19 protein-coding genes and 1 riboswitch are annotated in these 19,263 nt (G+C 41.8%); of the genes, 2 read left to right on the top strand and 17 right to left on the bottom strand.

Annotated features, from left to right (window positions below; translation table 11 throughout):
* Positions 1-105: 105 nt before the first annotated feature.
* From V1497_RS10305 to V1497_RS10290, 4 genes are all read right to left on the bottom strand, one after another.
* Positions 106-2,154, bottom strand: coding sequence for a heavy metal translocating P-type ATPase (locus V1497_RS10305; protein ID WP_349407476.1), 2,049 nt, complete (start codon positions 2,152-2,154; stop codon positions 106-108).
* Between the two features lie 126 nt (positions 2,155-2,280).
* Positions 2,281-2,913 carry a nitrite reductase gene (locus V1497_RS10300; RefSeq protein ID WP_349407475.1) on the bottom strand — a complete coding sequence of 211 codons (633 nt, stop codon included), beginning with the start codon at positions 2,911-2,913 and terminating at the stop codon, positions 2,281-2,283.
* Positions 2,914-3,010: 97 nt separating this feature from the next.
* Positions 3,011-3,739, bottom strand: coding sequence for a sulfite exporter TauE/SafE family protein (locus tag V1497_RS10295; protein WP_349407474.1), 729 nt, complete (start codon positions 3,737-3,739; stop codon positions 3,011-3,013).
* Positions 3,740-3,815: 76 nt separating this feature from the next.
* Positions 3,816-5,381, bottom strand: a complete 1,566-nt coding sequence (locus V1497_RS10290) for a multicopper oxidase family protein (protein ID WP_349407473.1) — start codon at positions 5,379-5,381, stop codon at positions 3,816-3,818.
* A 282-nt stretch (positions 5,382-5,663) separates the two neighbouring features.
* Between V1497_RS10290 and V1497_RS10285 the strand changes: the two genes are divergently transcribed.
* Positions 5,664-6,731: a diguanylate cyclase gene (locus V1497_RS10285; RefSeq protein WP_349407472.1), complete on the top strand. Its 1,068-nt coding sequence runs from the start codon at positions 5,664-5,666 to the stop codon at positions 6,729-6,731.
* Positions 6,732-6,762: 31 nt separating this feature from the next.
* Here V1497_RS10285 and V1497_RS10280 read toward each other — a convergent pair whose 3' ends face one another.
* The 13 genes from V1497_RS10280 to shc all read right to left on the bottom strand — a co-directional run bounded on the left by V1497_RS10280 (position 6,763) and on the right by shc (position 18,036).
* On the bottom strand, positions 6,763-7,212 hold the full coding sequence (locus tag V1497_RS10280) for a PCYCGC motif-containing (lipo)protein (RefSeq protein ID WP_349407471.1): 450 nt from the start codon (positions 7,210-7,212) through the stop codon (positions 6,763-6,765).
* A 102-nt stretch (positions 7,213-7,314) separates the two neighbouring features.
* Positions 7,315-7,860, bottom strand: coding sequence for a ribonuclease H-like YkuK family protein (locus tag V1497_RS10275; RefSeq protein ID WP_349407470.1), 546 nt, complete (start codon positions 7,858-7,860; stop codon positions 7,315-7,317).
* Between the two features lie 196 nt (positions 7,861-8,056).
* Positions 8,057-8,773: an ATP-binding protein gene (locus V1497_RS10270; RefSeq protein ID WP_349407469.1), complete on the bottom strand. Its 717-nt coding sequence runs from the start codon at positions 8,771-8,773 to the stop codon at positions 8,057-8,059.
* A complete protein-coding gene (locus V1497_RS10265) occupies positions 8,770-9,264 on the bottom strand; it encodes an ECF transporter S component (RefSeq protein ID WP_349407468.1) in 495 nt (164 codons plus the stop codon). The genes V1497_RS10270 and V1497_RS10265 overlap by 4 nt, the downstream gene beginning before the upstream one ends.
* Positions 9,261-9,842: a cob(I)yrinic acid a,c-diamide adenosyltransferase gene (locus tag V1497_RS10260; protein WP_349407467.1), complete on the bottom strand. Its 582-nt coding sequence runs from the start codon at positions 9,840-9,842 to the stop codon at positions 9,261-9,263. The genes V1497_RS10265 and V1497_RS10260 overlap by 4 nt, the downstream gene beginning before the upstream one ends.
* Positions 9,823-10,290: a bifunctional adenosylcobinamide kinase/adenosylcobinamide-phosphate guanylyltransferase gene (locus V1497_RS10255; protein ID WP_349407466.1), complete on the bottom strand. Its 468-nt coding sequence runs from the start codon at positions 10,288-10,290 to the stop codon at positions 9,823-9,825. Before V1497_RS10255 ends, V1497_RS10260 begins: the two co-directional genes overlap by 20 nt.
* A complete protein-coding gene (locus tag V1497_RS10250; RefSeq protein WP_349410791.1) occupies positions 10,242-10,811 on the bottom strand; it encodes a histidine phosphatase family protein in 570 nt (189 codons plus the stop codon). Before V1497_RS10250 ends, V1497_RS10255 begins: the two co-directional genes overlap by 49 nt.
* Entirely contained in the window at positions 10,808-11,524 is a 717-nt protein-coding gene (gene cobS, locus V1497_RS10245; RefSeq protein WP_349407465.1) for an adenosylcobinamide-GDP ribazoletransferase, read from the bottom strand. Before cobS ends, V1497_RS10250 begins: the two co-directional genes overlap by 4 nt.
* 59 nt (positions 11,525-11,583) lie before the next feature.
* Positions 11,584-12,144, bottom strand: a complete 561-nt coding sequence (locus tag V1497_RS10240; protein WP_349407464.1) for a bifunctional adenosylcobinamide kinase/adenosylcobinamide-phosphate guanylyltransferase — start codon at positions 12,142-12,144, stop codon at positions 11,584-11,586.
* 1 nt (position 12,145) lies between these two features.
* Entirely contained in the window at positions 12,146-13,624 is a 1,479-nt protein-coding gene (locus V1497_RS10235) for an adenosylcobinamide amidohydrolase (RefSeq protein ID WP_349407463.1), read from the bottom strand.
* A gap of 2 nt (positions 13,625-13,626) precedes the next feature.
* The gene (locus V1497_RS10230; protein ID WP_349407462.1) at positions 13,627-14,688 is read right to left on the bottom strand and encodes an iron ABC transporter permease; all 1,062 of its coding nucleotides are present in this window, start codon (positions 14,686-14,688) and stop codon (positions 13,627-13,629) included.
* Positions 14,651-15,622: an ABC transporter substrate-binding protein gene (locus V1497_RS10225; RefSeq protein WP_349407461.1), complete on the bottom strand. Its 972-nt coding sequence runs from the start codon at positions 15,620-15,622 to the stop codon at positions 14,651-14,653. Before V1497_RS10225 ends, V1497_RS10230 begins: the two co-directional genes overlap by 38 nt.
* A gap of 245 nt (positions 15,623-15,867) precedes the next feature.
* Positions 15,868-16,064, bottom strand: a riboswitch (cobalamin riboswitch).
* Positions 16,065-16,173: 109 nt separating this feature from the next.
* Entirely contained in the window at positions 16,174-18,036 is a 1,863-nt protein-coding gene (gene shc, locus V1497_RS10220) for a squalene--hopene cyclase (RefSeq protein ID WP_349407460.1), read from the bottom strand.
* On the opposite strand from shc, the gene V1497_RS10215 reads away from it, so the two are divergent.
* Complete coding sequence (locus tag V1497_RS10215; protein ID WP_349410790.1) at positions 18,037-19,257, top strand: DUF2515 family protein; 1,221 nt, start codon at positions 18,037-18,039, stop codon at positions 19,255-19,257. It begins immediately after the preceding gene.
* Positions 19,258-19,263 lie beyond the last annotated feature (6 nt).

Below are 19,263 nucleotides of genomic sequence, written 5' to 3'. Positions count from 1 at the left end.
ATCTGTTTTCGCATCCCTACTATACCTTTTAAATTTGTAGATTGTATGGAGATTTTGAGAAATAGGAAAAGGCTGACATAAAACGTTTATGTCAGCCTCCCTCCACTACCCTTTAAATAGCTTGGCATTTATGGCAACCACCACTGTACTTAATGACATCAATACAGCACCGACTGCGGGACTCAGGACAATTCCAACAGGATATAAAATACCTGCTGCTAAAGGTAACGCAACGATGTTATAGCCTGTCGCCCACCATAGGTTTTGTATCATCTTCTTGTAGGTAGCCTTAGAAAGTTCGATGATGGAAACGACATCTTCAGGATTACTTTTTACTAGGATGACATCCGCTGTCTCCATGGCAACATCTGTTCCTGCCCCGACTGCGATTCCGAGATCGGCATTAGCTAATGCTGGCGCATCGTTTACGCCATCACCTGTCATCGCTACTTTAAGGCTCTTCTTTTTAATCTCATTAATTTTGTCAGCTTTCTCGTGTGGAAGGACTTCAGCGTAAACTTCATCCAAATTCAATTGTTTTGCTACCCAATGGGCAACCTTTTGATTGTCACCGGTCAACATGATTGACCGAACATTCATATCCTCAAGCTTTTTGATTGCTCTTTCCGCACTTTCACGGACTTGGTCTGCTAACGCAATCATGGCAGCCAACTCATTCTCGATCAATACAAATATAACGGTTTTGCCTTCTTCGGACATGCGATTGAATTCCATTTCATTAAATGAAATGTTCTTTTCTTTGACATATCCAGGACTTACCCCAGCGATGTCTTTTCCGTTCACCTTTCCGATAAGTCCTTTTCCTGTCATATATTCGAATTGATCAGGCTCTTGGATTTTAATATTTCTCTTTTTCGCTTCTGCTACAATCCCACTTGCAATTGGATGCTCGGACTGGCTTTCGAGTGAAGCGATTAATTCTAGTACTTCGTCTTCTTTCATATCATTCTCGATGATGATATCTGTCACGCCGAATTTTCCTTCAGTCAACGTACCCGTCTTATCAAAGACAATCGCATCCAAGTTACGGGCCCCTTCGAAACTTGCACGATTACGAATGAGCAAGCCTCTTTTTGCAGATAAGGCAGTAGAGCGAGCGACCACTAGAGGTGCAGCTAATCCTAGAGCGTGGGGACATGCAATAACCATAACCGTAACCATTCTTTCCAAAGCGTAGGAAAATTCATATCCGATAGCTAACCAAGTAACAATTGTGATGAGACCAGCTAACAGAGCTGTATAGAACAACCACTTCGCTGCTCGATTTGATAAATCCTGCGTTTTGGACTTCGAATCCTGTGCCTCCTTCACCATATCAACCACCTGGGAAAGATAGCTTTCTTCACCCGTTTTTTCAACTTTCACGGTCAATGAACCTTCCCCATTTATGGAACCTGCAATTACAGGATCATCTTTTTTCTTTTCAACGGGTACAGACTCTCCTGTTAACATCGATTCATCAATGGAGGTTTGCCCTTTTTGGATAACGCCATCAACTGGAACTTTCTCTCCGGGCTTGATCAAGACTTTGTCCCCTTTTACAAGCTCTGAAACCGGAACTTCTTTTGTTTCGCCATTCTCATCAATCAAATGGGCTTCTGATGGCATCATCTTCACTAATTCTTCTAAAGCTCTGGAAGCACCCATGATTGACTTCATTTCAATCCAATGTCCGAGTAACATGATATCGATTAGCGTAGCGAGTTCCCAGAAGAAGTTCTTTTCTGAAAGTCCAAATATGGCTAATGAACTATACCCATACGCAACGACAATTGCCAAGGCAATCAAGGTCATCATTCCTGGGTTGCGATCTTTGAATTCATCGAGCGCACCTTTAAGAAAAGGCCATCCACCGTAAAAGAATACAAATGTCGAGAGAAGAAACAGGATCATCCTATCCCCTGTAAAGTTTACCTGGAAGTTGAAGAATTCCTGGATCATTGGTGAGAGGATGAGTATTGGTATTGTGACCACTAGGTTAATATAGAAACGTCTCTTAAAATCTTCTACCATATGGGCATGGTGATCGCCATGATCATGGTCATGACCATGCGAGTCATGATCGTGATGCCCATCATGATGATCAGTTTGTTCATGATGCTTGTCTTCCTTATGTGAATGGTGATTAGACATACATTTACCCCCTATCGGTATAAGTTCTTTATTTATCTTTTGCCCTATATGCTGGTGGGATAAACTTTCTACTTATCTATAGGGTTAAAAAAAGTGAACTCAAAAATGAGTTCACATCTGCTGTCATTATGTAATTCCTAGGTCCTCTTTTAATTGAGCAATGGTATACCGGTTCAGGAACTTCGAAAAGTGTTCCCTTCTTTTCCCGTTCTGGCGATAGATCTCTAGAATTTGGTCTACCAGACTATAAAGCTGTTCCGGCTCTAAATTTTTTTGAAATAATTGCCCTGTTTTAGCATCCATACCATTTGCCTTACCGCCTATGTACAGATCATAGCCCTTTTTCTGCTTGATGACACCGATGTCATTGATCAAGGGTTCGCCGCAAGCATTGGCACAACCTGTATAAGCAGGTCGAAGGGTGAACGGCACATCTTGGCCTGCTATTCGTTCATTCAACTCTTTCGCAACAGGCATGCCTTCTTCTTCCTCACCCTTACAAAAGCTGCATGTGCGTAGACTTTTCACATAACGTCCTACCTTGTATACGCTTAATCCACAATTCTTAAACTCTTCGATTACCTGATCAACTTTCTCTTCTGCAACTTGTACATAAAGCTGTTGAAATGTGGTCAGTTCGATTTCCGTATCATCATCCAAATAATTAGCAAGTACCAGTAGTTTTTTCGGTGTAAGCTTCGATCCAAAACCAATTCCAGGATTGACGGCTAAAGTAAGCTTCTTAGTAGTGGTTGTCATCGTATATCTCCTTTAGTAACAATCATTACCGATAATATACTATACCTCCGTAGTGTATTCAACATAATTGTATGAATTTTCCGCATGTTATATTGGATTATATGGTCCAATACGTAATCGTATCTAGAATACCAATCAGTATAATGAATACGCCTGCAGTTTTTTGGATGATTGAACCAATTCTACGACTTTTTTTCAATAAATTTCGGTTGATTTCGAAATACCACATTAAAAATAGGATTAGAACGACGGGAATTGAAGTACCGATCGCAAATACAGGAGGAAGAGCCATTCCATACGACGTTGATAAAACGATCGGCATAAACATACCAAAAAACAATAAGAACATCGTCGGACAGAATCCTAATGAAAAAAGGACACCCATTAAAAATGAACCGCTTTTTCCATCCGTTTTAATTCTGGAATGATTGAAAGCAAGACTCCATCTTAATGGAATGATTCCAACCATGAATAGTCCGATAAAGATAAAAAGCGGTCCAACCATTTTACGGACCCATGGTAAAATGCCGGTCATGGATTGTTCGATGCCACTTCCAACTAGTAAAACAACAAGGCCAAGAGTTGAGAAGACCATAATCTTCCCTAAGATGAACGAGAATAGTTGACTCCAAGAAACCTCCTTTTGAAGAGAACGATTTCCGTAAATCGTTATCGCACCAATATTGCCAGTTAATTGACAAGGCGCAACTGAGCCGAGAATCCCTAAGAAAAGTGCAGAAAGAATCGGAATTCCTTCCGTATTGTATACAGCATTAATAAGAGGATCATAGAATAACCTTGTTATATTTGTGAATAATTCGTACATGTGGAACCACTCGCTATAAAAAGATTTCAAAGGCTGACACGTATGTTTCGGTCAGCCCTTGATGTTTGAGGATATTTTATTCAGGTTGATTGTCTACCTCAGGATCAGGGGTAAATGTCGACTTGTATCCTTTATAATCCACTTGAGTGACCATTCCTTGTGATGCATGGTGTAAGTCATGACAATGGAACATCCAGTTACCAGGATTATCGGCTTGAAAGGCAATGGTGTATTCTTCACCTGGTTTTATGTTAATTGTATCTTTCATTAATGGGGAACCTTTTACTTCCATTCCATTCTTGCTAAGGATTTGAAAGAAGTGTCCATGTAAATGCATGGGATGATCCTCATCCGGTGATGTATTCCTCATGGTGACTTTAATCTTGTCACCTTCCTTCACGGATAGCCGATCAATATTTGGCCACTTTTCACCGTTAATGGTGTAATAAGTACCTTCCCCATTTGTTTCAGTACCAAGGTCCATCGTATACGAAAAATCATAGTCTTGTTCCAATGTAAAAGCACGTTTAGATGAAGGTTTTCCATAGGTCAGCATGTTAACCGTTTGAAAAGCCGCTTTTTCTTTACGATCATCTTTCTTTTCACCATTAGCGGTCAGCCCTTCATATTGGATGAACGTTCTCATTCCTTTGGAGGCTTCGTTTTCGCCATGTGCTTCAATCGGCCAGGTACCTGGTTTGTCCGCTGTGAATTCGATATCATAACGTTCTCCCGGTGCGATTTCAATCAATGAATCTTTTAAATTCTGGGGTTTATGGATGTCTTGTCCGTCAACAGCTATAATCTTGAAATCGTGACCATGTAAATGAATTTTATGGGACATGAACCCAGCATTAATAAGCCTTAGGCGTACCTTATCCCCTTCTTGGACGAGTAGTGGCTTACTTGAATCAGCCGTATTACCGTTTATGGTGAATACATCATACATACTCATATCATGAGCGGGTTGATTCGCATTCGTTTCCTGTTCTTGATTATCACTATGTCCGCCATGTTCACCATGTCCCATAGATGTCCCGGACCCATGTTCAATCCCTGAACTTGCCCATTCATCCAAAAGTAGCGTGAAGTCCTTATCATACACTTGTTTCTTATCCTTTGGCTCGACAATAAAAGCTCCATATAGACCTTTATCCACTTGTATAGCACCATTTTGATGAGAATGATACCAATATGTCCCTGGGACAGTTGCCTCAAATTCATACGTGAACGTTTCACCTGGTTGAACCGCATTCATCGTGACACCGGGAATTCCGTCCATTTCATTCGGAACAGGAACGCCATGCCAATGAATCGCGATAGGTTCTGATAACTCGTTCTTTAGATGAATCGTTAATTGGTCTCCTTGTTGAACGCGGATTTCCGACCCAGGTATTGAACCATTGAAACTCCATACAGGAAGCGTAGTGTCTTCATTAATACTAAAGTTTGTTTCTTCTGCGACGATGGTGAATTCAGTTGTACTGATTACTTCTGTTTCTTTCGTGTTCTTTGTTGAATTTGTTTTTTTCTCGTTTGTGCTCTCGTTCCCCATGTCATGTCCTTGATGTGATAGGGAATTGGAGCAACCTGCAATCAATAATAGAATTCCTGTAATGACAAGTACAATATACTTTTTCAAGCTAGCCACCCGCTTAAATGAATTTTTTAAACTACCGATCAAAGCCAACTTATATAGAGAGCTGCTACTTATTGTTTTTTCATCAACCTTTCAAAAGAATTTGCATCGCCAATATTCATTTTAAGAGGTAATTGTGAAGAATCTATGGTTTTTTTAAAATTAAAGGATCCATCTTTAGGATGTAGGATTGTTATCTGTGAAAGTCCAAATGGAAACTTTCTACCTATAAGAGCTATGGTAAAATGGGTGTGACAACATATTATCGGGTGGTTTTCTACATACATGGAAGATTTGATATTTCACACGTCGTTAATTCTATCTTATTTATTTTTGACTGGCTTTCTAATGAGCTGGAGAGAACAAGCCTTCAGTCCATTCATTAACAGAATCCTCATCGGAGTATCCTGTGGCATGATGGGGATTGTTTTGATGTACTTTTCAATTGAAATTTCAGAGAATGTCATTTTGGACTTACGACATCTCGTGTTGATCATTGCTGCATTGTTTGGTGGACCTGTATCTGCAATGGTTGCTGCTGTGTGTATAGCAAGTGGAAGAATCCTAATGTTTGGCGTAAATGAAGCTGCTCTACTCGTAGCTGCTCTGTTCCTCATTCTTGGGGCCGTTTACAGCTGGATTACCAGGCTGAGATTCAGCAATTATGTTAAAGGATTCCTCATGAATGTCGTTACACTTCCACTTATCTTTTTGACAATCCAGCATCTAGTGGATATGAAACAAGGCTTTGTCAGCACGATGTATCTCACCCTCTTATCCATTCCAGTGGGTTTTCTTACCGTAGCGCTAAGTCTTTATCTTCACCGTTATAATGAGTTGGTCAAAATGTACAAACAACAAGCGAATGTAGATTTCTTGACCGAATTGAACAATGTCCGTAAATTCGATGATGAAATGAATTTGTATAAGAAATATAAGTTACCTAAAGGAGAACGGTTATCGATTCTCTTAATTGATATCGATCACTTCAAACAAGTCAATGATACATATGGACACGAGGCCGGTGATGCTGTTTTAAGGCAGCTTGGTCAGCTATTGAAGGAGAACTCACGTAAAGAAGATATCGTCTCACGAAATGGTGGAGAGGAATTTTCTGTTCTTCTTCACCGGTGTCCGCTAGACCTTGTACAAGATATTGCTGAACGAGTTAGAAAGGCGGTGGAATCACACCCATTTGAATTGCCGGATGGAAGGTTGATTCATATGACGATTTCGATTGGAATCGCATCTTACCCTGACACCGTACAACACATTGATTCTTTATATAAGGAAGCAGATGAAGGTCTCTACCAGGCGAAACATCATGGACGGAACAGAGTTTGCATGAATTGAAAAAAAGACTGCCCAGCACGGGCAGTCTTTTTTAGATTGGTTCTGGAGTAGGCGTCGGTTCTAAATCGCCTTGTCCATACTTCGCTTCGATATTTTTTCGTATTTTCTTCAAATCTGTACCATTTTCATACTGAAATTTAGCCTCCCGGGCTATATTAACACAGATCCCTCAGCCAAGCCCCATGTTATCAAGGATTGCGACATTGTCCTCAACTTGATCGACGAAACAATCCGTATTACTCTCATGTCCTGCATCATGATGGCAACCACAGTAACAAGGTATGTAATCAAGGACTTCTGGATGTTTTACTGCAAAATCGTATGCTTCAATCGTTGCTGCATCTGCACCAAGTTCTTCAAGGTGAGACCAATCATGACTTTCCATATCATGGGTCATTGACGAATGTTCATCGTCATTACTGCTGCATGCGGAAAGTACAATTACACATACAAGAATGATCAAAGACAATTTCGTTTTCATGTTTTCTCCCCATACAAATTCGTCGTATGAGTTCAGTATAAGAGATATATTTGTAAATACAACAGAATTACGACATTTTTTGTTACTATTTCATGAAAATCATCATTTGGTATAGCGGTTTGCATAGCTGGATGCAACGAGGGATTCGGGTTTGATTTTAGCTTCGATGCCATGCGCTTCAATTCGCGCAACCATTTCAGCTACAAATTCCCTGGTTTTATTCTTCTTGCCTTTCCCAATATCCAAATGTCCCTCCATTACAAAGGTGGATCCCTTATAAACATGAGGAAGTACGATACTTATAAATTCATTTTTGAGCGGTTCATCAAAGAGAGCAGCGACCTCTTCGGTCAACGAGGTTTCATAGGAGATTTTCTGATGTAGGTTGTGGATTGGTTTAGGGTATCGGATTTTGCGATAACATGCCCATGCGCCCTTACCGACACGTTGCATGACGAGACCCGTTATGAAGATCGTTTCATTTTGATATACGTGGGAATCCGTACCGATCATAAGCTTATAGTTGCCCATCGGCTCTTTCTTCATGAATGTAATCATATGGTTACGTACTTCATTGAATGTCAAGTGAGCATAGGACAGATTCCTGAACACCATCGGCTGATCTGCAAAATAATAATGGTCGACCATATGTCCTTATCTCCTTTTTATTTTCTTGTCCATAATTTACCCAAAAAAGCTTTAGTTATAAAAATCATATGACAAAACTTGCTTCACATACATCTAACTGTACTCAAATTAAAAGATTATTGATTTACTAGTAGTTTATTCAGATGTGCAAATCAATGTGTGGGTAAATAAGCAATAAAAAGACTGACCCATAGAGTCAGCCTTTGAAGGACAATAGTATTGGAAAAAACAAGCGGTCTGCCAGAACTTTAATTCGTTTCTCTATTTGATCTGGATATGAAAGAATAAAGCATGTTGAAGGCCCACCCGACTTATGTATATCAAGTTCACACTTGATCGTGTCCTTGTAGCCCTCATCACTTGTAAATTGATTCCACTCATGAAGGATTCCTTTTGAGCCGACCGGCCAGAGAGAGACCCCTTCTATTTCACTCAGTCTTTTATACAAATCCAGTGGAGCGAGTTCGTCTGATTGATCAAGGACTTCCTGACCGATCAACGGTTTTCCGATGACAGCCCATTTACCTTCAATGGCTGGGGGCATAGGAGTTTTGGGCTTGGAACATCTACCGATAATAACGATTCCAAGCGCGGATTGACTCATTCCAAAGTTACTTTCTGTGCTCCCTGTGATCGGGACATCCGAGATGTGGAGTTCCTGCAGCCCGTTCGTTACTCCATTTTCGAGTTGGTCCCATTTGTCATCCCCACAGAAATTCTGGATGGTGATTGATATTGGTGTCCCCCCTGCAGCGATACACTCCATTACAGCCACTCGAAAGGAATAATAAGCTAGCGTCTCATAGTCTACTCTTATAGTGTCTTCCAACTTCTCCCCGATTGCCCCACTGTTATCACTCGTAACAATAAGGTAATCAACGTTGGTAATGGGATGGATTTGTGCGTTTCTCATGTTCCCAAACCTTTCACACTCTTGTCTTGCTTAAGGAAAACGAGTTTAGGTAAGACAATCAGTGCAACGATGAGATTGATCAGAGAGCCAATGAATAAGGATGGGAGAATACCAATGTAAAATTCCATACTAACCAAATAGATAAAAGGCATCGGTGCGAGGAACGTATTTCCGATCAAAAAGAAGAACGCTCCGTAAAATCGTTTACCATTTTGATAAAATTTACCGAACAGTGCGACGAGGAAGGCCATTTCAATTCCGATAAGAAGGTGAAGAAATCCAAGTGGCATTCCCCCAAGTAAAGCTGAAAGCAGATGCCCAAGTACTGCTACAAGTGCACCCGGGACAATTCCGAATAACGATACAGCGATTAGAGCGGGAATCATGTCTAATGCGATACTCCCGACGATTGCAGGGATTTTAAAAGATGCCCCAACTGCGGTTAATGCAATGAAGATGCTGATGGAGCTGATTTTCTTACTACTATTCATTTTTGGTTATCCTTTTCTTTCGAACTGAACACCTTGGCACTTCTGATATATTCGATATCCTTCACATGTAAACGGTGATTGATGACTCTTCCTAAAGCAAAGAAAAAATCGGATAAGCGGTTCAAATAGCGCAAGGTCGTAACTGATACATTCGGGTCATGCTTGGTCAATCGGACGAGAATCCTCTCCGCTCTTCTTGTAACCGTACGAGCAATATGTATTGATGCGGCAGGTTTTGTGCCTCCAGGTAAGATGAAACGTTCCAACGCAGGGGTTTCTTCCATGAAAGCATCGATTCTTTCTTCCAAGTAAGAAACCGATGGTTGTTTCAACTTACGTTCAGAATCGGTTACATTGGAAAGATCAGATCCACAATCGAAAAGTTCGTGTTGGATCTTTTCCAAGTCTTCAAGGATATCCTTAAATATCGAAGGATCTAATTCAGCCATTGCTTGACCAACGAAGCAATTGATTTCATCAACGGTTCCATAGGCTTCTACTCGAACGTCATCTTTATCTGTACGTCCGCCAATCAGACTCGTTTTGCCTGAATCCCCTTTACGTGTATAGATTTTCATGAGTCTTCACTCCTTTTTCTTTAAGTGTTAGATTCAATCCATTCCAAATGACATCCACCTGATCAGCGTTCGAGGTAATCGATTGATACCAACGTCCAGTTTGGTCACGCCAATCCCGTTCCCATTTCATTGATGGAACGATGCCTTTCGAGATGTCTGTTCCGATAATGATACACGTTCTGCTTTTCTCGTTCTCCCACACTAGCATCGCTTCAAGCCATTGCATCCAACTTCTGTCTGACCAATCTCCGAATTTACACTCATGTTTAATCCATGTTTCCATCCCTTCAACAACGACGATGGATTCATTAATCGACTTCCAGTGACCGGGAAGATCATCATGTTGGTAAGCTGAAAACCACTTATAGTCATTGGATTGATCCAATTGATAATACTCGGTCACCCATCTCCGTTTTCCGGTGAAGGCACCTCCTGTAACAAAGTGCATCGCGCACCCCTCCTAAGTTCTTTAACTTCAAATATAAGCTCAAAGCCTCCACCATGAGGCACTGTCCAGTCCCATGGATTTCTTATTTCAGGAGCATATGCAGTCAAAAACTCTCGAATGACGCCACTATGTGTAATGATCGCGATTCGGTTTCCCTTATTCACTGACATTACTTTGTTCCATCCACGAAAAATCCGGAATCGAAATGCTGCTAAACTTTCGCCATTCGGTGGTTTGCGATTTTCGAAGTCAGAAATCCACTGTTGATATGACGCATTGGATTTCAACTCTTCGTAAGTAAACCCTTCCCACTCTCCAAAATGGATTTCCCGTAGCTCTCTCATTTCTCTGTGGGTCCTGTTAGGAAAAAGGAGCTTTGCTGTTTCCACACAACGCCTAAGATCACTTGAAAAAATTTCATCAAACTCTTTATTGTAACGCTTTAAACGGCTTGCTTCAGATGGAATTAGACCCTGATCCCGCCAACCCGCATATACCTTTTTGCAATTGTCTTCTGTCATACCATGACGAAATAATGTAACAACCACACGCTCATCCATAAAATCGTTTCAATCCCTTCCACTGCTGCTCCCAGCACATCACCCGTCATTCCGCTAAACCAACGCTTGCATTTCAAACGAATGAACAAATAGGCTCCAGATGTGATGACGACCATTGTAAAGAAATGAATAAGAAGGTTCGGAGCCATTCCAATCCAAGCTGCTCCTATCATAGAAACGTATAGTGGATAAATGAAGAAAACCTGCCCACTAAACGATTTATGGAACATGTGTGCTAAACCTTCTTGCTTAGCTGGGGGTATTTGTAACAATAACCCCATTCCCAGTTTGCTTAAAAACGGAATCAATAGGATCGTGTAGAGCGTATTGTTTGAGTGAAGAGCGAAAATCTCGTAGATGAAGAAAAACTTCGCAGCGAGGATAAAGATGACGGAAAGAACACCGAAAGCACCCGTCCTGGGATCCTTCATGATTTCAAGTCTCTTATCATGATCCTGATAGGAAAAGTAAGCATCGCTTGCATCCATCCAACCGTCAAGATGAATGCCTCCTGTAAGCACGATCATGAACGCCCAAAGCAAAAATGAGATAGCTAATGTGGAGAAAGGGGTAAACTCCATCAAGATCGTGACCATTGAATAATAAATGATACCCTGAAACAATCCGAGTAACGGAAATGATTTGATCGCACTACTTAAATGTTGTTGATCCATAGGAAATTGTGTCCGAATGGGAATGGAAGTGAAAAACTGGAAATTAATGAGTAGACCTTTCATTTCCACCTACCTGCTTCCAGACATTTTATTTGGACCGGAGTGCAGGCTTCCACTAAAAAAGCTTGATCCGTAACCCTGACAAGATCTTGATGAACCTTTCCAAGAAGATGCTTGAAAGAAAATACAAGCTTATTTTCAAACAACGTATCGAAGGAAACGTCATTACTGACAATGATGAGGGTGTGACAACACATTCGTAATTTAAAAACATCCTTCAAAATGCCTTCTTTCATTTGAAGGATGGAATGCTTTCCACCATTAAACAAGAGGTTATTAACCCAATTTGTTAAGCAATCGATTAAAATGACATCTCTTTTAGTGAAATTTCCAGCTAATTTTCCGGGATCCATATGCTCCTCCCACGTTTGCCATCCATAGGATGAACGAGAAAATTTGTGCCTTATGATTCTGTCTTCCATTTCTTTATCACATGGTACGCCCGTGGCGATATAATGAAGTTTTCCCCCTTGTGATGATGCTACGTTTACAGCGAATTGTTCAGCAAAGCTGCTTTTTCCGCTGCGTACACCTCCACTGATGAATATGAGACGTCCCATGCTAGTTCACCTGTAACTTTCTTTTGAAATAATTCTGGATCGCTTTTGACGTACATTCATAGACGGCTTTGCTGATCACCTTTCCTAGAGGGGTGATCGTTCCAGCGAAAGGAATCTCTTTTCCTCTTTGTGTCGCAGCAATAAGGATGCTGTCCGTCGCTGTTCCTGTCGCGTAGGTTCCTGAAACAGGGTCTTTCACTTCGAGGTCATGGAGCACTTTGGTCTTTACTTCAGTTGCCGTCATCATACTCTGGATAAAAGCCTCTTCAGTCAATTGTCCGTTGATGAAAATCCACGTATTGATTGTGCCGGGTTGCAGGTTGTAAGCATGATCCGTTCCTCTCGAAGCGTCGATTGCATGGCCGACTCCTGCAGTGACCACAGCGAAGACTGAAAACGACTCCTCTTCTACGAATAGATAAGATAGGTCCTCGAGCTGGACTGCTGTCATCATACCTACGCACTCACTAGGCTCGTACCCATTCATACGCAAATAATCTGTCATTTCAGTACGGTGATCACTACAATCATAGTCCATTCCCACTCGCCTATTGACAAAGGTATCATGCCACCCTGTTCCCGAGCCGATCACTCCCGAGGACAGCGTCTTCAACGGGTATGGGGATTGCAGTACAATTTTCTCACTTGATACATTCAACAAGGACGAGTTGATTGGTGGGTCGATATCCCTCTCTATGGATGATTCAGGTAAAAGAACCAATTGTGGTGCAGGAACTCGTGGATGTGGTTGCTTTTGAATTTTTGTTTTATAGACGGACTGGATCCGGTCTTCCTTCAAGACCTCATTTGGCTTATGTTTAATGTTCATCTGCCCTTTTTCTAGTAACAACAGCTCATCACAATATAAACCAGCTAAATTCAAATCATGGAAGATGGAAATGACCGTCATGCCCCGCTCAATCGTCCACTCCCTTAATGCATCCAACAGCTCCTTCTGAAAAGAAAGATCAAGATGATTCGTCGGCTCATCCAGCAGCAGAATCTCGGGTTCTTGAGCCAAAGCTTGTGCAAGGAACACGCGCTGTTTCTCTCCTCCAGAAAGGGCTTGAATATCTTTCTCTTGAAAATGGCGGACGCCTGTTTGTTCCATAACACGCTGTACGATTTCCTCATCATGAACAGTCCATGACTGGAACCAGCCGTTTTGATGAGCGTATCTCCCTAGAGAGACCGTATCCTTTACAGAATAGGAAAAGCTTTCATTCGAATGCTGTGGAAGAACCGCAATGATCCTCGCTAACTCTTTTCTGGAGTATTGGTTGACCGGCTTCCCATTTATGCTGACAGATCCATAACTAACCGGGAGAAGGCCACTGATCATTTTGAGAAGTGTCGTTTTCCCGCTTCCGTTTGGACCGAGAATACCGAACATCTCTCCCTTCTGTACGTCGAAGGTTACATTTTCAATAACGGAATCACCGCCGGCATATCCTCCTGTTATCTTTTGAACGCTAAGCATCGTTATCCACTTCCTTCTGTTCGTCTCCTCATGAGGATGAATCCGAATACTGGAGCACCGATAAGAGCCGTGATGACACCGATAGGAAGCTCCGTAGGTGAAATGATGGTTCGTGCAAGCAGGTCGGCAAGAATCAAAAATCCACTACCTGTCATAATCGAAAGCGGTAGTAAATGTTTATGATCAGGTCCCCAAAGCAGTCTCGTCAAATGAGGGATTACGAGTCCGACAAAACCGATTGTTCCGGACACAGCTACTGCGGCACCAGTAAGGATGGAACCTGCTGTCAAAATGAGCAATTTCCGCCGCTGTACATCCACTCCTAGGTGATGTGCGCGATCTTCCCCAAAGGACATCGCGTTGAGCTCTTTTGCATTGAAAAGGAGAATACATGAACCGATGATCAAAAAAGGTAAAATGATCTGAATATACGCCCAACCACGCATCGAAACACTTCCGAGCAACCAGCCGATAATTTGCCTCAACTCATCACCCGTCAGTGCAATCATCAACGAAATGAATGCACCTAGAAAGGAGCTGAAGATGATCCCTGTTAGGATGATCGTTTCGACCTTCATCGACTTTTCAATCCTTTGCGCAAAGCTCAACACTAGTAGGATCGTCAGAAAAGAACTAACAATGCTGAGCAACGGCAAGGTAAAGGATTCGACCCATGGAATCGATAGTTGGAAGAACAATGTCACCACCGCTCCAACTGATGCGCCTGATGAGACCCCTAACGTATAAGGATCAGCGAGTGGATTCCGGAGTAACCCTTGAAAAGCAGCACCAGCGATCGCTAGAGCTGCTCCTACAAGGCTTGCCAGAATAACTCTTGGGAGACGGACATTCATGACAATGTTTCTGAACATAGGGTCTACCTGTTCCATTTGTATGAACGGAAATAGTTCATGCCCTATAATTTTAAGTACACTGGTTATAGGAACATGAACAGTTCCGATTGAAATGCCAAGTAACAGACTGACAAGCACGAAACAAATGGATGAACAGTAAGCGAATAGCCGATTATTCACCAAAGACTTCTGGATAAACGGCTTTCGCAAGTTCCTCTACCCCTTCTACCAATCTTGGTCCTGAACGCGTAACAAGGTCGGAATGGACATCATATACATTTTCGTTTTTCACGGCTTTAACGTTACTCCATCCTTCCCGTTCCAGAACCTGCTTCTTCGGGTTTTCAGAGTAATAACCATAAGTCGTTATGATGACATCCGGGTTCTTCTGAATGACGGATTCTTGATCAATCTTCGCCCATCCGTCAATGTCAGCTGAAACATTTTTTGCATTAATGAGGGCAAGCATTTCGTTCATAAAGGTATTCTTGCCTGGTGTATAGATCTCGGGCTCAGGTGATACTTCAATGAAGACGGATTTCTGCTCTTCAACCTGAGCAACCTTTTCTTGAATGCCTTCGAGTTGTTCCTTCATTGATTCGATCGTCTTTGCAGCTTCCTCATTTTGGCCAGTCGCTTTTCCTATCATTTTGATCGTTGCATAAACTTCCTCAAAATTAGCAGTTTCATTGACGATAATGACGTTTATGCCTGAATCTCTTAACTGCTTCAACGCTTCTGAGGCAACCTGTGCTCCAGATTCATGTGCTAGAATGAGGTCTGGATTCAATGAAAGGATCTTTTCCACGTTGATCTCCTGTCCCCCGACCTTCTCTTTTTCATTGACTTCTTCTGGATAATTATCGAAGTCCGAAACCCCGACGATTTCTTCGCTTAGTCCTAAATCATAGGCAATTTCAGTATTACTAGGAATTAAAGAAACAATTCTTTCAGGCTTTTCATTTATTGTCACTTCATGGTCAAGTGCATCCTTTATCGTAACCGGAAAGTTATCCTGTTCTGCTTGTCCCGTGTTGCTAGATTCAGATTTATCAGAATCACTTGTTGTCGGTTCAGCACCGCACCCCGCTAATAGGCCGATTACGAGCAAAATTGCAGTTAGTAAGCTAGACATTCTTTTCATGGTGAAGCCTCCTGTTTGGTTTGATAGATTGATCGCTTTTTGTTGATATTTTAACTACAGGCGGGCGCTTTCCGTGGGCAACGCTGGAGTCGCCGCCTTACGGTTCCATTTCAGAAATCAACAAAAATAAAGAAATTAAAAAAACATCTTCACCTGAACATGAAGATGTCGTTGAAATGTTCGAATTGCCTCTTGGACATAATATTCGAAAATTCGAGACACACCTCCCCATCCGCGTAGGTTTGTAAGTGTTTTCAGAATATGGCAGGTCTCCTGGCTCATGGTCATCACTTTCTGCGCCTTCCCATACAAAGTATGTACAGTGGCAGGTTGCAGTAAGCTCCCAATTACAGTGGCGGGACCGCGTTGGAATTGCACCAACTTCCCTTTTAAGAAGGTTACCTTCAATAGAGGCACCTCCACCAAATTCTTAATGTATGAAATTTTTCTACTACTTTTTCATTATACACCAGCAACCCTCTAAAAACGCAACCCTTTAATTCGAACTCTGCCGAAATGCCAGGACTTTTGTCAGAATGAGCTTCGATGCTTCACTCGTATTTTGACTTGTAATGACTTAACGCCAGTAAAGGCCAGATGTAACGATAACTATGATAATGGATGTAAAATCCTGCAGCCATTCCTTGGCCTTTCGGGTATTGTTCTGTCCAATCCATCTTCCCTCCATTGAGCGTCAAATAGGAGATGCCTTTTTCGATTTCGGGTGTAGGTAGCTCAGATACTGCGATTAACGCATCTACTGCCCAAGCAGTGTGTGTAAGTGTGCTTTCACCAAGAGGAACATATTTTCTTTCAATATCACTATTACAGGACTCTCCCCATCCGCCATCTTCATTCTGAATGGATTTCAGCCAATTGATTGCTTTACGAATTGAACGGTTGTCAGCACTTACGCTGCAGGCTGCCATTCCTGTTAAGGCAGCCCAAGTTCCATAAATATAACAAATTCCCCACCGGCCATACCATGAACCATCTTCAAGCTGATGTTCAATGAGCCATTTCACACCCTGCTTCATTGAAGGGTGGTTCTTATTCAGATGTGTATAGTTTCCTAAGAATTCAAGTGTCCTCCCTGTCAAATCTGCTGTGGATGGATCGAGAAGTAAGTATTCAGCCCCTTGAATCGGTGCTAACGCTAACCAATGTTTATCCACGCCTTTTTCAAAGGCTGGCCATCCACCATCTTTATTCTGCATGGAAAGAACCCATTTCGTCCCTCTCGTCCATACCGGTTGGTAAACGGGTTGATGACTGATTTGTGTTCGGAGTGCCCTTAAACTGGCAGTCGAATCATCCACATCGGGGTTGATCGTATTGATGTTCGAGAACCCCCACCCGCCCGGCATTGTATCGGGATTGTTCAATACCCAATCTCCAAATAGGTGATGTTGTTTAGATAGCAAATATTGATTTGCACGAATAATGCTCGGATGCTGAGCATCAACTCCTGCCTGTTGTAAAGCATGACTGATTAAGGAAGTGTTCCATACATTCGCCGTCGTATATTGCATATGCATCGTGCCATCCACTTCCTGAGCCATGCTCCAGATTCCATTGATAGCATTCCGAATAAGAGGATGATTTTTGTTATATCCCAATGCCATAAGAGCATAGATCATAAATAAGGTAGAGCTGAAGTAACTGAGGAGTGTTCCATCCGGTTCAATTCGTTTTAACATATAGGATTCCGCGGCTTTTAAGGCTTTTTCCTTCAGCCTAGCAGGGCTTTCTGCAATTTTCTTTAATTCATCTTTTACAGATGCCAGTAACCCTCGTACTTCTTCTGAAACCGACCTATTTTGGTTGATATATAAATCTGAGAGATCAGGGGTATGCTTGGTTTTCAGTTGGTATTTCTTTTCGCGAAGGATGAGTATTGGTGCGATATTGGCCCTTCCAAATACCGAGATATCATAGAATTGCAAAGGAGATGTCTTCGGAAGGAGCAAGATCTCAATCGGTACTGGAACGAGATCATTCCAGTCGAATTGACCTGTGACCGCTAGAAGTATTTTTGTAAATGTACCTGATTCTCCAATGCCCCCGTTTTTGATGATGAATTGTTTCGCTTTTTTTAGAGGGGGGTCATCCTTTCCGATATACTCTGAAAATAATAAGGCGTTGTAGGCCTGGATTGTTGTTGATAAATCTCCTTCAGCTTGATCACGGAAAAGCTTCCAGCTGCCATCCTTTTCTTGTTTTTTCAGTATTCGTTCCATTAAAGATAAGATCAGATACTCATCATTGATCCCCAATGTTCGTAATAGGATGATGGTATACGTATCTGTAATGATGCCTGTATCAAAAGCATAATCCCATGAACCATCCTCTTTCTGATCTCTCAATAGAATGTTTACGATACGATTAATTTCTTGTTCGATTGCACCTACCACATGTATCTCCTCCCCTTACATTCCTATTCTATAAAGGAAAACGGCATACATAAGAAAGGAGTGGGTGTTTTGGTCGGATTTCTAAATGATAGATCGCGATCATTTGGCGGGGCATGGGACTTAAGCTATCTTGACGTTCATCTTCAAAAAGCTCTTTCTTCTAAAAACATCCCTCCTTCACAGTCAGGACGTAGGTTAATCACCGATATAAGGAATATGACGAGAGCAATGAATGTAAACAATGTCACTCGAACGATGGCTTATCTACATTTTTTTATGAAACACCCTGAAATTCACTGGGCTTTACTTGCTCATCTTGTTTCACGAAACGCAGGATGGAACATGACCGATTTGAAGGGGGAATTCCTGCCCAAGTTATTGAGCGAGCAGGAACAAGTTGACTATTTTTTATGGCTGGAACGGGGGAATTGGTTGATTTTCCAGGATGCTTTTCCACAGCTGTTGCTTTATGAGGCATCCAAACAAGCAAATCAGTCATTGTTTCATCTCCTTCCTCATCTTGGTGTATCCATCTTCATGTATGCCATATGGTCAAGCTTCTGGGAGGATGGTAATCGAGATCAGTTAACAATTTCATTAATAATTAACGAACAAAACTATATCGAATCCCGCATAATCAAAAATCCAGTCTATAAAAAAAAGGTGACAGATACCCTGCCATTCTCCTTACAAGATTATTTGAATCTAAACTGTCTCGTATTCCCATATCGCCAATCATCAGAGCAAGTGGAGCTGATTGGTACGGTTGTTCGCGATTTCACTTCTTTGGAGGAACGGGTCACCATCGGTAAGAAACTATATGCCCTCTTGTTCCAAGATGATGAACGTTTAGATCGGATAACCAATTGGACAAATAAACAGATTCATACAGGATCTCGAAAAGATTATTGGCCTCATCTTTTCAATGACGTGCGCGAATCGCTTCCTGGAAGGCTCTATAACCCGCAGATCGAAGGATGTGCCCTGAAGGAAGGTGCTAACCGACTGTATAGCCCTAGGCTTTTGAATGCGTGGAATAATGTTGAGCATGATCATCCGGCAGATGAGGAATGGTTTCAGGATTGGAAGGATGTAGAGAAGCTTTTCCTTCCTTTTCAAGGAACTGATGCAGGGAATATTACTAAATTTCATTGTAAATCACTAGAAAAGCTCAGTTTTGTGGTATTTACGAAAAAATTGATATTTAACCGAAGGTCTTAAGTCACC

Source organism: Pseudalkalibacillus sp. SCS-8 (assembly GCF_040126055.1).
In the GTDB taxonomy this organism is placed as follows: Bacteria; Bacillota; Bacilli; order Bacillales; family Fictibacillaceae; genus Pseudalkalibacillus; species Pseudalkalibacillus nanhaiensis.
The sequence above is the reverse complement of the archived record's forward strand: the minus strand, read 5'-3'. Positions and strand labels throughout refer to the sequence as shown.

Coding starts and splice junctions, on each gene's coding strand:
- V1497_RS10295 (WP_349407474.1), bottom strand. CDS start 3,739: ATGTACGAATTATTCACAAATATAACAAGGTTATTCTATGATCCTCTT.
- V1497_RS10235 (WP_349407463.1), bottom strand. CDS start 13,624: ATGCTTAGCGTTCAAAAGATAACAGGAGGATATGCCGGCGGTGATTCC.
- V1497_RS10215 (WP_349410790.1), top strand. CDS start 18,037: ATGTATCTCCTCCCCTTACATTCCTATTCTATAAAGGAAAACGGCATA.
- V1497_RS10255 (WP_349407466.1), bottom strand. CDS start 10,290: ATGCACTTTGTTACAGGAGGTGCCTTCACCGGAAAACGGAGATGGGTG.
- V1497_RS10300 (WP_349407475.1), bottom strand. CDS start 2,913: ATGACAACCACTACTAAGAAGCTTACTTTAGCCGTCAATCCTGGAATT.
- V1497_RS10270 (WP_349407469.1), bottom strand. CDS start 8,773: ATGAGAAACGCACAAATCCATCCCATTACCAACGTTGATTACCTTATT.
- V1497_RS10260 (WP_349407467.1), bottom strand. CDS start 9,842: ATGAAAATCTATACACGTAAAGGGGATTCAGGCAAAACGAGTCTGATT.
- V1497_RS10285 (WP_349407472.1), top strand. CDS start 5,664: ATGGAAGATTTGATATTTCACACGTCGTTAATTCTATCTTATTTATTT.
- V1497_RS10275 (WP_349407470.1), bottom strand. CDS start 7,860: ATGGTCGACCATTATTATTTTGCAGATCAGCCGATGGTGTTCAGGAAT.
- V1497_RS10225 (WP_349407461.1), bottom strand. CDS start 15,622: ATGAAAAGAATGTCTAGCTTACTAACTGCAATTTTGCTCGTAATCGGC.
- cobS (WP_349407465.1), bottom strand. CDS start 11,524: ATGGATCAACAACATTTAAGTAGTGCGATCAAATCATTTCCGTTACTC.
- V1497_RS10265 (WP_349407468.1), bottom strand. CDS start 9,264: ATGAATAGTAGTAAGAAAATCAGCTCCATCAGCATCTTCATTGCATTA.
- V1497_RS10240 (WP_349407464.1), bottom strand. CDS start 12,144: ATGGGACGTCTCATATTCATCAGTGGAGGTGTACGCAGCGGAAAAAGC.
- V1497_RS10305 (WP_349407476.1), bottom strand. CDS start 2,154: ATGTCTAATCACCATTCACATAAGGAAGACAAGCATCATGAACAAACT.
- V1497_RS10250 (WP_349410791.1), bottom strand. CDS start 10,811: ATGACAGAAGACAATTGCAAAAAGGTATATGCGGGTTGGCGGGATCAG.